At 72.3% G+C, this 13,389-nt stretch carries 10 protein-coding genes; 8 read left to right on the top strand and 2 right to left on the bottom strand.

What is annotated here, in order from left to right:
• Window positions 1-160: 160 nt before the first annotated feature.
• Window positions 161-1,384 (bottom strand): endonuclease/exonuclease/phosphatase family protein, encoded by a 1,224-nt coding sequence (locus OM98_RS05865; RefSeq protein WP_010533671.1) that lies wholly within the window; start codon window positions 1,382-1,384, stop codon window positions 161-163.
• Window positions 1,385-1,599: 215 nt separating this feature from the next.
• On the opposite strand from OM98_RS05865, the gene OM98_RS05860 reads away from it, so the two are divergent.
• Complete coding sequence (locus OM98_RS05860) at window positions 1,600-2,532, top strand: LysR family transcriptional regulator (RefSeq protein WP_010533670.1); 933 nt, start codon at window positions 1,600-1,602, stop codon at window positions 2,530-2,532.
• A gap of 20 nt (window positions 2,533-2,552) precedes the next feature.
• Here the strand turns inward: OM98_RS05860 and OM98_RS05855 are convergent, their stop codons facing one another.
• Window positions 2,553-3,200 carry a GntR family transcriptional regulator gene (locus tag OM98_RS05855; RefSeq protein ID WP_010533669.1) on the bottom strand — a complete coding sequence of 216 codons (648 nt, stop codon included), beginning with the start codon at window positions 3,198-3,200 and terminating at the stop codon, window positions 2,553-2,555.
• A gap of 201 nt (window positions 3,201-3,401) precedes the next feature.
• Between OM98_RS05855 and OM98_RS05850 the strand changes: the two genes are divergently transcribed.
• The 7 genes from OM98_RS05850 (at window position 3,402) to OM98_RS14810 (ending at window position 13,357) form a co-directional block, all read left to right on the top strand.
• Complete coding sequence (locus tag OM98_RS05850) at window positions 3,402-4,619, top strand: sarcosine oxidase subunit beta family protein (RefSeq protein WP_010533668.1); 1,218 nt, start codon at window positions 3,402-3,404, stop codon at window positions 4,617-4,619.
• 46 nt (window positions 4,620-4,665) lie between these two features.
• On the top strand, window positions 4,666-5,007 hold the full coding sequence (locus OM98_RS05845; RefSeq protein WP_010533667.1) for a sarcosine oxidase subunit delta: 342 nt from the start codon (window positions 4,666-4,668) through the stop codon (window positions 5,005-5,007).
• Entirely contained in the window at window positions 5,004-7,955 is a 2,952-nt protein-coding gene (locus tag OM98_RS05840) for a glycine cleavage T C-terminal barrel domain-containing protein (protein ID WP_010533666.1), read from the top strand. Before OM98_RS05845 ends, OM98_RS05840 begins: the two co-directional genes overlap by 4 nt.
• Window positions 7,948-8,742 carry a sarcosine oxidase subunit gamma family protein gene (locus tag OM98_RS05835; protein ID WP_010533665.1) on the top strand — a complete coding sequence of 265 codons (795 nt, stop codon included), beginning with the start codon at window positions 7,948-7,950 and terminating at the stop codon, window positions 8,740-8,742. The genes OM98_RS05840 and OM98_RS05835 overlap by 8 nt, the downstream gene beginning before the upstream one ends.
• A 199-nt stretch (window positions 8,743-8,941) precedes the next feature.
• Window positions 8,942-10,246, top strand: coding sequence for an aromatic ring-hydroxylating oxygenase subunit alpha (locus tag OM98_RS05830; RefSeq protein ID WP_010533664.1), 1,305 nt, complete (start codon window positions 8,942-8,944; stop codon window positions 10,244-10,246).
• Window positions 10,243-11,601: a flavin reductase family protein gene (locus OM98_RS05825; RefSeq protein WP_010533663.1), complete on the top strand. Its 1,359-nt coding sequence runs from the start codon at window positions 10,243-10,245 to the stop codon at window positions 11,599-11,601. The genes OM98_RS05830 and OM98_RS05825 overlap by 4 nt, the downstream gene beginning before the upstream one ends.
• Window positions 11,602-12,664: 1,063 nt before the next feature.
• Window positions 12,665-13,357: a TetR/AcrR family transcriptional regulator gene (locus OM98_RS14810; protein WP_010533662.1), complete on the top strand. Its 693-nt coding sequence runs from the start codon at window positions 12,665-12,667 to the stop codon at window positions 13,355-13,357.
• Window positions 13,358-13,389: the final 32 nt, after the last annotated feature.

Below are 13,389 nucleotides of genomic sequence, written 5' to 3'. Positions count from 1 at the left end.
CCCAGCCTAGAGGGCCGGTGCGGCGGCGCCGGAGCCTGTCGAAACCTGTCTGGCCCTGCCTGAGCCCGGCGATGTCCACGCATCTTCCACCTGCGCGGAAGATATCGGGACATCACGGAGTGGCGCGCCCGGCTCCCGGGGCACCATCCGGAAACCTCGGTCAGCGCAGGCGGAGGTCCAGGCGCACCAGGCGGTGGTCGGAGGCTGCGGCGACCTGCTCGGTGCCGGCCTGCCCGGGGCTGGGCCAGTAGACGCGGGCGTCGGCCACCTGCAGCTTCTTGGCGGGCAGCACGTAGTCCACGCGCAGGTTGCCGGGGCCGGGGTCGTCGGTGAAGTCGGCGGTGTCCAGGCGCGGACCGGTCTCGTGGTCCGCGTTCGCGCCGCCCTGGTCGGCGGCGGCCCGTTTCCCGCCCTCGCTGCCCGGGCGGGGGTCGCGGATCTTCGCGTGGGAGAGGAGGTGGTCGATCGCGCCGGGCCAGGAGTCGCCGTCCAGGGGGTCGGCGTTGAGGTCGCCCAGGATCACGAAGGAGGAGTTCGCCGCGAGGCCGCCCCGGGTCCCCTCGTCGTCGACGATCCAGCGGGAGGTCCGCCCCGGCGTGAGGTAGTCGGCCCAGAAGCGGATCTCGTCGTGGTTGCGGCGCTGGTTGCGCTTCTCGGGGCCGTCGAAGCTGGGCGGGGTGGGGTGCGAGGCGAGCACGTGCAGGGTGGTGGAGCCGACGCGCACGGGCACATCCCAGTGGGACTTGGAGGACAGCCGCAGGAGATCGGCCGCCTCCTCGCCGTAGTAGTCGCGGGGCAGCAGGTTCTGCGGCATCGAGGCCCAGCTCAGCTTCTGGAAGGTGCGCACGTCCTCGGCGAGGATCGGGTACCGCGAGAGCACGGCCATGCCGTACTGACCGGGGAAGGCGCCGAAGCCGTGGGCGTCGCCCGGGCCGTCGGTGCTGCCGTCCCCGTCGAGGTCCAGGCCGGTCGGCTCCCCCGTGTTCACGGGCGCCGTGAAGGTGTACGGGTAGTAGACGGGGGTCGAGCCGTTCTGACCCACCTGCAGGTACTTCTCCTGCAGCAGGGCGAGGGCGCGGCCGTCCTCGTCGTGGTCGAGCTCGTTGATCAGCAGCACGTCGGGGTCGTTGATCTGGATGATCTCGGCGACGGCCTTCGCCTGGGCGTCCTCGCCGGGTTCCAGGTCACGGATCAGCTCGCCGGCCGCGGGGCGGTTCAGGGCGGCGTTGAAGGTGGCGACGCGGACGTTGCTGGCGTGGTTCCCGGCGGCCGGGGCCGGCTCCGCACGCGCGGCCAGCGGGGCGCCGATGCCCGCGGCGGCCGCAGCGGCGAGGGCGCCGCGACGGGAGATCCGAGGCGTGCTGCGAGGGGGCCGAGGAAGCATGGTATCCATTGTGCCGCGCCTCCGCGCCCGGCACCACCGTCGCTGACCTGCACGGATGCGCTTCGGGCGGCCAGGGCGTTGCGTCCCGTCCCGTCCGGGAGTGCCCGGAAGATCCCCGCCGATGGCCGCCCCGGACGGACTGTGCCGAGGACCGTCGCAGAGGGCAGAATCCCGCCAGGACATCACCTCGCACCGCGCCCGGGAAGGGACCACGGATGCTCGACCATCGCCTCACCGTGCTGCGCACCCTCGCGGCCTGCGGCACCGTCACCGCGGCCGCGGAGGCCCTCGGCTATTCGCCCTCGGCGGTCTCCTCCCAGCTGCGCGAGTACCAGCGCGGCCTCGGCGTGCCGCTGGTGGAGCGCGACGGGCGGGGCCTCGTCCTGACCGCCGCCGGGAAGCGCCTGGTGGAGCGCAGCGACGAGCTGCTGGCCCTGTGGGAAGGGGTCGAGGGAGACGTCCGCGCGGCCGCCGGGGACGCCGCCCCCGCCGAGCTGCGGATGGGCGGCTTCTCCACCGCCACGGCCTCCCTCATCTCCCCGGTCGCGGCGCGTCTGCGGGCGCGGGAGCCGGGCCTGAGCGTGCACATCGTCGAGGCCGATCCGAGACGCTGCCTGGAGCTGCTGAGCGCCCGCCGGCTCGACCTGGCGATCATCGTCGCGATGCATACCCCCGGCGGCGCCGAACCGCGGCCCACCGAGGAGATCCCCCTGCTGGACGACCCCCTGGACGTCCTGCTGCCCGAGGACCATCCGCTGGCGGGCCGCGCGGCGCTGAGCCTGGAGGAGCTGGGCGAGGAGGACTGGATCACCGACCGGGTCGGCACCCCCTACCGCGCGCTGTTCGCCACGGCGTTCACGGCGGCCGGGGCCACGCCGCGGGTGGTGCACGAGGTCTCCGACTGGGGCTCCCAGGAGGCGCTGGTCAGCGACGGGCTGGGCGTGGCCTTCGTGCCGCGCCTGGTGCGCTCCTCCGCCGACGCCCGCGCGGTGCGGGTGCCGCTCAGCGGCCCCTCCGCCCCCAGCCGCCGCGTGCTCGCCGTCGTCCGCGAGGGCTCCCTGGCCCGTCCGGTGCTGGCGCGGGCGGTGGAGGCGCTGCGGGAGGCCGCGGCGCAGCATGCGGCGGTCCCGCCCGCCGGGGACGGCTGACACCTCCCCGGGCAGTGCCCTCAGAGCACCCCGCGCACGGCGGCGTCGAAGTGGCGCACGTGCTCCACGGCGAGCGCGGCGGCGTGCTCCTCGTCGCCGCCGAGGATCGCGTCGATCAGAGCGGTGTGCTCGGCGATGTGGTCGCCCATCGGCGGCAGGCGGTCCAGCATCAGGCACCACATGCGGGTGACCAGGCCGTCCAGCCGCGCCAGGGTCTCCTCGAGGAAGGGGCTGGCGGCGGCGCGGTCGATGAGGGCGTGCACGGCGAGGTCCATCTCCAGCAGCGCGCGCGGCCCCTCGGCGCCGTCGGCGGCGGCCACCTGACCGCGGGCCTCGGCGAGCTCGGTGGCCGCGGCGCCCCCACGGGAGGCGGCGGCGCGGCGGGCGACCAGGGGGAACACGGCGGCGCGGATCTCGGTGAGCTCGGCCAGGTCGGCGAGATCCACCGAGGCGGCGAAGGTGCCGCGGCGGGGGTAGGTGACCACCAGGTGGTCGGCTTCGAGGCGCTTGACGGCCTCGCGCAGCGGGGTGCGGCCCACGCCGATCTCGGCGGCGAGCGCGGCTTCGGAGATGGGGTCGCCGGGGGCGATGTCGAGCAGCAGCAGGCGGGCGCGCAGCTCGCGGTAGGCGCGCTCGGCCAGGGTGGGGCCCGTCGTCGTCGCCGTCAACCGCTCCCCCTTTCTCCTTCGTCGTCCCTCCGTGCCCGCTCCGCGTGTGCGCTGGGTGCTTGCCCGATGCGGGGCCGCGGCCTAGTCTAAGCACACAACTGATATACCAGTTGTCGTTCAGAGGGGCTGTCGTCGCCCCGGGGTCTCCCGAGGACCCCGGCATCGTCGTCCGTCGCTCCCCCGCCGTGAAGGAGCCCGCCCGTGGCGACACCGCTTCCCGAGCACCCGGACTTCCTGTGGAGGAACCCCGAGCCGAAGGCCACCTACGACGTGGTGATCGTCGGCGGGGGCGGCCACGGCCTGGCCACGGCCTACTACCTGGGCTCCCGCCACGGCATCACCGACGTGGCGATCCTGGAGAAGGGCTGGCTGGCCGGCGGGAACATGGCCCGCAACACCACGATCATCCGCTCGAACTACCTGTGGGACGAGTCCGCGGCGATCTACGAGCAGTCCCTGAAGCTCTGGGAGGAGCTGCCCGAGGAGCTCGACTACGACTTCCTGTTCTCCCAGCGCGGCGTGCTGAACCTGGCCCACACCGAGCAGGACGTGCGCGAGTCCCGCCGCCGCGTGGCCGCCAACCGTCTGAACGGCGTGGACGCCGAGTACCTGGACCCGGCCGGCGTCGCCGAGGTCTGCCCCATCGTCAACACCGGGGACGACATCCGCTACCCCGTGCTCGGCGCCACCTACCAGCCGCGCGCGGGCATCGCCAAGCACGACCACGTGGCCTGGGCGCTCGCCCGTCGCTGCGACGAGATGGGCGTGGACATCATCCAGAACTGCGAGGTGACCGGCTTCGACATCGACCACGGCCGCGTCACCGGGGTGCAGACCTCCCGCGGCCGCATCGGCGCCGGCCGGGTGGGGCTCTCCGTCGCCGGCTACTCGACGGTGCTCGCGGAGAAGGCGGGCATCCGCCTGCCCATCCAGTCCCATCCGCTGCAGGCCCTGGTCTCCGAGCTGTTCGAGCCGGTCCACCCCACCGTGGTGATGTCCAACCACGTGCACGTGTACGTCTCCCAGGCCCACAAGGGTGAGCTGGTGATGGGCGCGGGCGTGGACGGCTACATCGGCTACGGCCAGCGCGGCGCCTTCCACGTCATCGAGGAGCAGATGGCCGCCGCCGTCGAGCTGTTCCCGATCTTCTCCCGCGCGCACCTGCTGCGCACCTGGGGCGGGATCGTGGACACCACCCCGGACGCCTCCCCGATCATCTCCCCCACCGAGGTCGAGGGCCTGTTCGTCAACGGCGGCTGGGGCACCGGCGGCTTCAAGGGCACCCCGGGCGCGGGCCTCACCTTCGCCCACACCATCGCCACCGGCGCCCCGCACCCACTGAGCGCCCCCTTCGTGCTGGACCGCTTCACCACCGGCCACCTGATCGACGAGCACGGCGCGGCCGCCGTCGCCCACTGAGCCCGCCCCGATCCCCCGCGCCTCGAGCCAGGAAGAGAGCCAGGACATGCTGCTGATCGACTGCCCCCACTGCGGGCCCCGCGACGAGGTCGAGTTCCACTACGGCGGCGAGGCCCGGGTCGCGTACCCGGCGGACCCGCACGCCGTGGACGACCGCGCCTGGGCCGAGTTCCTCTTCTTCCGCGCGAACCCCGCGGGCGAGTTCACCGAGCGCTGGCAGCACAGCGCCGGCTGCCGCAAGTGGTTCCACGCCCTGCGCGACACCCGCAGCTACGAGGTGCTGGCCACCGCCGCCCTCGGCCGGCCGCTGCCCGGCGAGCGCGGTGCCGACGCGGCGGGGACGTCGACCGACGCGGCGGGGACGACGACGGACGGGGCGGGCGCATGACCGGCCGCCGCCTCGACGCCTCCCGCTCCCCCGGCCATGGCATCGACCGCTCCCGGCCCCTGATCCTCACCCTCGGCGAGGACACCGTGCGGGGCTTCGCCGGGGACACCGTGGCCTCCGCCGCGATCGCCGGCGGGTCGATCGTCTGCGGCCCCTCCCTGTACCGGGCGCGGCCCCGCGGCATCCTCACCGCCGGCATCGAGGAGCCGAACGCCCTGCTGCACCTGGAGCCCACTGCCCCCGGCACCCCCGCCGAGTCGATGCTCCCGGCCACCACCCTCGAGGCGACCGACGGGATGCGCGCCCGCTGGCTGCAGGGCATGGGCGTGCTGGACCCGCTGGGCGACGAGGAGGTCTACGAGCACCACCACGTCCACACCGATGTGCTGGTGATCGGCGCCGGCCCGGCGGGCCTGGCCGCCGCCCGGGAGGCCGCCCGCTCCGGGGCCCGCACGATGCTGCTGGACGAGCAGAGCATGCTCGGCGGCTCCCTGCTCTCCGGCCGCCACGAGCGGATCGAGGACCGGCCCGCGCTGGACTGGGTGGCCGAGGTCGCCGCCGAGTTCGACGCCGCCGAGGAGACCCGGGTGCTGCGCCGCACCACCGCCATCGGCGCCTACGACGCGAACTTCGTGGTGGCCGTGGAGCGCTGCGAGCGGGACGCCGAGCCGCGCCCCGGGGTGCCGCGGCAGCGGATCTGGCACCTGCGGGCCCGCGAGGTGGTGCTCGCGACCGGGGCGCACGAGCGGCCGCTGGTGTTCGCCGACAACGACCGGCCCGGCATCATGCTCGCCGGAGCGGTGCGTTCCTACCTGAACCGCTGGGCCGTCGCCCCTGGCGAGCGGGTGGTCGTCGCGACCACGAACGACGCCCCCTACGCCCTGGTGGAGGACCTGGTGGAGGCCGGCATCGAGGTGGCCGCCGTGGTCGACGCCCGTCCCGCGCCGAGCGAGCGCGCCGCCGCGGTGCTGGCCGCGAGCGGGGTGCAGGCCCGGCACGGCGCCGCCGTCGTCGGCACCGACGCCGACGGGGAGGGCGTGCTGAGCGGCGTCGTCGTCGCGGACCTCGATGCGGACGGCGCCCCCTCGGCGGAGACGACGGGGATCGCGGCGGACCTGCTGGCGATCTCCGGCGGTCACTCCCCCGTGCTGCACCTGCACACCCAGCGGCAGGGACCCGTCGCCTGGAGCGATCGGGCCGGGGGCTTCGTGCCCACCGGGGCCGTCGCCCACCAGCAGGTGGTCGGTGCCGCCGCCGGGCTGCCGAGCCTCGCGGACGCCCTGGAGACCGGGGCCCGGGCCGGGCAGGCAGCCGCCGCGGCCACCGGCTGGGAGACCGCCCTGCAGCTGCCGACCGCGCCCGCCGAGCCGACCGGGGCGGTGCGTCCGCTGTGGCTGCTACCCGATCCGCGACTGCCCGAGGGGGAGCCGCTGGACCCGGAGCGCTGGCGGAACCATCTGGTGGACCTGCAGCGCGACCAGTCCGTCGCGGACATCCTGCGCGCCACCGGGGCGGGCATGCGCTCCGTCGAGCACATCAAGCGCTACACCTCGATCTCCACGGCCTCCGATCAGGGCAAGACCAGCGCAGTCGCCGCCGTCGGCGCCATCGCCACCCTGCTCGCCCAGCAGGAGGGCTCCACCGCGGACCTCTCGGCCGTGGGCGTGCCGCGGCACCGTCCGCCGTACTCCCCCGTCGCCTTCGCGGCGCTCGCGGGGCGGCGCCGCCGGGAGCTGTTCGACCCGGTGCGGGTCACGAACATCCACCCCTGGCACGTGGATCAGGGCGCGGTGTTCGAGGACGTCGGCCAGTGGAAGCGCCCCCGCTTCTACCCGCAGGCCCTGCCCGGCGGGGGCGTGGAGGACATGGACGCCGCCGTGGCGCGCGAGTGCCTGGCGGTGCGCGGCGGGGTGGGGATGCAGGACGTCTCCACCCTCGGCAAGATCGAGATCCGCGGCGCCGACGCCCCCGAGTTCCTGAACCGCGTCTACACCAACGGCTTCGCGAAGCTGGCCGTCGGCAAGGGCCGCTACGGGCTGATGTGCACGGCCGACGGGATGCTGTTCGACGACGGCGTGACCCTGCGGATCGCCCCGGACCGCTACCTGATGACCACCACCACCGGCGGCGCCGCGAAGGTGCTGGACTGGCTGGAGGAGTGGCTGCAGACGGAGTGGCCGGAGCTGGACGTAGTGCTGACCTCCGTCACCGAGCATTGGAACACCATCGCCGTGGCCGGGCCCCGCTCCCGCGAGGTGATCGCGCAGGTCGCGCCCGAGCTGGACGTCAGCCAGGAGGGCTTCGGCTTCATGGAGTTCCGCGCCACGACGCTGGCGAACGGGATCCCGGCGCGGATCTGCCGCATCTCCTTCTCCGGCGAGCTGTCCTTCGAGGTCAACGTGGAGAACTTCCACGGCCAGGCCGCATGGGAGCTCATCCGAACCGCCGGTGAGGCTGCCGGGATCACGCCCTACGGCACGGAGACGATGCACGTGCTGCGCGCCGAGAAGGGCCTGGTCATCATCGGCCAGGACACCGACGGCACCGTCACCCCGCAGGACGCCGGCATGGAGTGGGCGGTCTCGACGTTCAAGGACTTCATCGGCAAGCGCTCCTTCTCCCGCCCCGACACCTCCCGCAGCGACCGCAAGCAGTTCGTGGGCCTGCAGCCGCTGGACGGCCGGACGCGGGTCGAGGAGGGCACCCACGTGATCGCCCCGGACACCCCGATGACCCCGGAGGCCGGCCCCGTGCCGCACCTGGGCCACATCACCTCCAGCTACCACTCGGCGACGCTCGGCCATCCGATCGCGCTGGGCCTGGTCAGCGGCGGTTTCGACCGCATCGGCGAACAGGTCCGGGCGGTGCTCGAGGACGGGTCGCTGCTGGAGATGGAGATCGTCCCCTCCGTGTTCTACGACCCCGACGGGAGCCGCCGCGATGGCTGAGCAGTCCACCACCGAGCATCCGACCGCGGCCGCCGGCGCCGCACCCCCGACGGGCGCCCACGCCCCGGCCCCGGCCGGCGCCTCCGCGCAGGGCGGAGGCGGCGCCGGCCAGCCGGACCAGATGCCTCACGCCACGGGGCCGACCGCCCTGCCGCCGGAGCACCCCCTGCACGGCCTGCGCCGCTCCCCCGCCGCCCACCTGGCCGGCGAGATGGCCGCCGGCGGCCGCGCCGGGGTGGCGGAGCTGCGGGAGATCCCCGGCGCCCCGCAGTGGGGTCTGCGCGCCGTGCCCGGCTCCGAGGCGGCGGCCCGGCTGGAGGCGGCGCTCGGACTGGCGCTGCCCGCGGCCCGCGCCTCCACCGGGGACGCCGAGGCGCTGCATCTGCTGTGGCTCTCCCCCGACGAGTTCCTGGCCGTGGACGTCTCCCGGCCCCAGTCGTTCGGCGAGGCCGAGGCGCTCGCGGAGGTGCTGGAACCCCGCGAGGCGTCGGAGGACGGTCCCGCCCGGGAGCGCGCGGCCGGGCAGGTGGTGGACCTCTCCGGCAACCGCACCATCCTCGAGCTGACCGGGGCCGAGGCGCGCACCGTGCTGGAGAAGGGCTGTCACCTGGACCTGCACCCGCGGGCCTTCGGCGTCGGCGACGTGGCCAGCACCCTGCTCGGCCCGGTGCCGGTGATCCTGCACCGCAGCGCCGGGGACACCTGGCGGATCTACCCCCGCGCCTCCTTCGCCGAGTTCACGGTCCGCTGGCTGCTCGACGCGATGCGCGAGCTCACCGTCGCCTGATCCGCCCCGTCGAATCGTGCACGAATCCCGCATGGTTCTCCCCGGGAATGTGCGTTCGCATCGGGCGCCCGCGGGGGTGACCCGATGGTTAGCCTGTGACCCACACGACCCATGAGGCTCGCCTCGGGGTCGCATCGTCCGATACGGCCGTCGGCGGTTCGCCGAGCCGCCCCCGGCATGACTCCCGCGGAGGGATGCCATGACCGCCACCTCGCCAGCGCCCACCTGGACCCGGAAGCGGCTGGACGCCGCCCTCCCCCTCGCCGAGCGGGAGCGCATCGGGTCGCTGCTGGAGGATCGTCGGCCGGGCCTGTCGCTGGAGGCGCCGTTCTACACGGACCCGTCGATCTTCACGGCGGACATGGAGGGCATCTTCGGCTCCCACTGGGTGTTCGCCGCGAGCGCCGCGGAGCTGCCGGAACCCGGCGACTACGTGACCGTCGAGTTCGGTCCCTACGCGCTGATCGTGCTGCGCGCGGACGACGGCTCGGTGAGCGCCCTGCACAACGTGTGCCGGCATCGCGGGGCGCGGGTGCTGCCGGAGAAGGCGGGCTCGACCGGCAACATCGTCTGCCCGTACCACTCGTGGACCTACGCCCCCACCGGGGAGCTGCTGCACGCCTCCGCCCCCGGCGAGACGGACTTCGACACGGCGGGGCTGGGCCTGCGCACGGTGCACGCCACCGAGGTGGCCGGGCTGATCTTCGTGTGCATGGCGCCTGAGCCGCCCGAGGACTTCGCGGAGGTCGCCGGGATCATCGAGCCGTACCTGGCGCCCCACGAGCTCGGCAAGACCAAGGTCGCCTTCCAGCAGGACCTCATCGAGGAGGGCAACTGGAAGCTGGTGATGGAGAACAACCGGGAGTGCTACCACTGCGACGGGCACCCCGAGCTGGCCTGCTCCCTGTTCCCCACCTGGGGCTTGACCGACGAGATCGTCCCCAAGCACCTCGAGGCGGTGTGGGACCGGAACCTCGACGCGGAGCGGTCCCTGCGGGAGCGCTGCGACCGCTACAACCTGCCCTACGCGGTGCGCGAGGAGCTGGACACCCGCGTGGCCGGCTACCGGATCTCCCGGGAGCCGCTGGACGGCGACGGCGAATCGTTCTCGGCCAACGGGCACCGGCTGTCCAAGAAGCTGCTCGGCGACCTGCCGGACTTCCGCCTCGGCCGCTGCTCCCTGCATCTGCAGCCGAACTCCTGGTTCCACCTGCTCTCCGACCACGTCATCACCTTCGCGGCGTTCCCGGTCGACGCGGGCCGGACCCTGGTGCGCACCACCTGGCTCGTGGCCGACGACGCGGTGGAGGGCGTGGACTACGACCTGGAGACCCTCACCCACACCTGGAAGCAGACCAACGTGCAGGACCGCACCTTCGTGGAGCTGTGTCAGAAGGGCGTGGACAGTCCCGCCTACGAGCCCGGCCCCTACATGAAGAGCGAGTACCAGGTGGAGGCCTTCATCTCCTGGTACGTCGCGCGGATGCGGGACCACCAGGCATGACCTCCGGCATCGCCTTCACCGCGGAGCCGGTGGCGCACCGCATCCGCGGGATCGAGATGCCCTGGAACCGGGTGCTGTCCGCGGCGGCCGGCCCGGCGGGGGCGGCGAAGGCGCTGGGGCCCTGGTACCCGCAGGAGTTCTGGGCCGAGTGCGTGATGGTCAACGACGAGGCCGGGGACATGAAGACCTTCGTGTTCCGCCGCTTCGACGGTGCTCCCCTGGCGTTCCGCGCCGGCCAGTACCTGAACATCGCCTTCCCCGTGCACGGGCCCGACGAGCCGCCGGTGGACCGCTCCTATTCGATCTCCAGTGCGCCGACGGAGCCGTGGACTTTCGCCGTCACCATCAAACGCGACGAGAACGGCGTGGTCTCCCCCTGGGCGCACGAGCACATCCGCCCCGGCACCACCCTGGAGATGCTGGGCCCGGTGGGCGCCTTCCACCTGCCCGACGAGGACCGCCGCGCCCGCTACCTGCTGCTGGGCGCCGGCTCCGGCATCACCCCGCTGATGTCCATGGTGCGCACCCTCCATGCCCTGCCCGGCCGCGCCGACGTGGTGCTGCTCTACCACGGGCCCCGCCCCGGCGCCTTCGGCTTCTCCAAGGAGCTGGAGTACCTGGCCAGCGTCGACTCGCGACTGAAGGTCCACTACTCGCTGGGGGATCGCAGCGTGGAGGGCCTGTGGGAAGGCATGGTCGGACGCCTCACCGGCGCCATGATCGAGGCCGTCGCCCCCGACGCCAACGGCCGCCAGGTCTTCGCCTGCGGCCCGTCCGGCTATCTCGACGTGGCCGCCGAGCTGCTGCGTGCCGCCGGCGTGGACGACACCTCCGTGCACATGGAGTACTTCACCGGCGACCGCTCCGTGCGCGCCGAGTACCGCGAAGAGGTCGCCTACGCCGAGGAGTTGGCCGAGGAGGTCGCCGCGACCTGGGAGGAGGAGCCGCTGGCTCCCGAGCTCGGGGTGTACGGATCGCCGGAGATGGGCTCCGGCCCGGAGTCGGAGTATGCCGATGGCTCAGACGCGACCGGTGCGTTCGAGGCGGGGGACGGACCGAAGCATCCGACCGAGATCCCTGTGACCGGGGTCGGGCAGTTCACGATCGCCTTTCGGCGCTCCGGCAAGGCGGTGCGGGCCGATGGGGACACGACGGTGCTGGCTGCGGCGCGGTCGGTAGGCGTGCGCATCGGCGCGAACTGCCAGGAGGGCATGTGCGGGTCGTGCAAGTCGTTGAAGCTGTCGGGCGAGGTGGACATGCAGCATCAGGGGGGCATCCGGGCGCGGGAAGTGGCGGCGGGGATGTTCCTGCCGTGCTGTTCCCGGGTGATGTCGGATGTTGAGGTGGAGGCGTAGGAGCAGAGCACGGGTGATAGCGACCCCTGAGGCGGACCCCTCTCGCACATCCAACCCTCATCCGCCAGAACCGACACCCTCCCGGAGCCCACAGAAGGGCGATCTCCGCTCCGCCCATCGCGAGGATGTCATTGGGCATGAACTTCGACGCACCGCTCCCCGGGTCCGGCCACCGTGACCCCTACAGCGGATCGGCCTCCTGATCTTCCCCGCCGACCTGGCCCGCCGCGACATACTTCGCAGACCGGCAGACGGGAAGAGATCGCGACGCCAGGGACGCCTGGCCGATGAGACCAGTGTCGTCTCCGGCTAATTTGGCTGCACATCTGCGCTTCTGGCCTGTATGCAGCATCCGGCGGAACGCCCTCCCTCCGACACGGTAACGGCCGCAAAGCCGTGCCTTCGAGCTCCCTGGGTGGCGTGGTCGGCAGGATTTTCTCGCCGCAGGCCACACCCGAACCTCCGATGCAGAGAGGTATCTGACGAGTTCTCCTACCGACCCCGGACGTGATCAAGATCCTCACAAGGCTCCTTACCGCGGCCATCGATCACGGCTTCACCCCCCACTCGGGGTTGGAAGGTACCGCGGCCCGTGCTCCGATATCCCTCCGGCCCGCGCCGGTCTAGGGAGGTGACTGGGCGTCCCCCGCCTGTTCGACGAGCAACGCTAGCCGCTCGTCTTCGGGCCCCAGTCCCGGCCGGTCAAGCGGGACACGTCGATCGGAATTTCTCCCCCTGCTGGACGACGCAACGCTCCACTGTCGGAGGTCGGGGGCTCTCGCGTTGGGCACAGCTGCAGGAGTGCCCTCGGCTGCGCCTGACAGAAGACAACCCCTCCGAAGATGCCACACGAGAGCCATCCCCGGCTCTTCTCGTCCCACAGTCGAGCCATGGCGAGCACGAACGATCTCGCTCCTCGGCTCAGGCTCCGCACGTCGATGCGCTCACGACGGCGCACGGAACATGGGTGGGAGACGGGGTCTGGTCAACTGAGACCCGAGCCGCTAGCCTGAACAGTGTTCGTCACGAACACCGTTCCGTACGTCGCCCGCAGGAGCAAGTCATGCAGGAGCCACGCAGCCGCCGAGGCGGTGCCAGCAAGGTCCCCCTCACGCGGCGACTGATCGTCGACACGGCCCTGGAGTTCATCACAGATCGCGGCTTCGACGCACTGACAATGAGGTCGCTGGCGCAAGTACTCGACACCGGTCCTTCTGCGCTCTACGTCTACTTCAAGAATAAACAGCATCTGGTGGACGCACTCGTCGACGCGGCGTTGACCGATGTGGAGATTCCCGACTCCGAGGACGACATGCCCTGGACAGTTCAACTCGAACCTATCGCCATGGAGAGCATACATTCTCTGGCGAGGCACCCCGGACTCGGCACGGGAATGGTGGGCCGCGTTCCAAGCGCACATGCTCTGCTGCGTATCTCGGAAGCCTACTTGCGCATTCTCATCACTTCGGGGCACGATGTGAACACCGCACTATTGGCAGTCGACGTCCTCAACTCGGTGGTGATCACCGAAGCCAATGAAATATCTACTTTCGAGATGACCGGGGGGAAAGAACACCTCGACGAGGCCGAGAACGTGCTCGCCGAACTTGACCCGGATGCCTTCCCCCACCTCTCACGACTCTCACACGCGGCAATGCAGTCGACACCCAGCGATCGAGCTCGATGGGCAGTACGGACGTTCATCAGCGGGCTCGCTGCGAACTCCACGACACCCTCAGCACCGGCCGAGAACTGAGATCGACCGCTCCGCTCCCTGGAAAGGAATCA

This window comes from Brachybacterium squillarum M-6-3, assembly GCF_000225825.1.
Classification (GTDB): domain Bacteria; phylum Actinomycetota; class Actinomycetes; order Actinomycetales; family Dermabacteraceae; genus Brachybacterium; species Brachybacterium squillarum.
The sequence above is the reverse complement of the archived record's forward strand: the minus strand, read 5'-3'. Positions and strand labels throughout refer to the sequence as shown.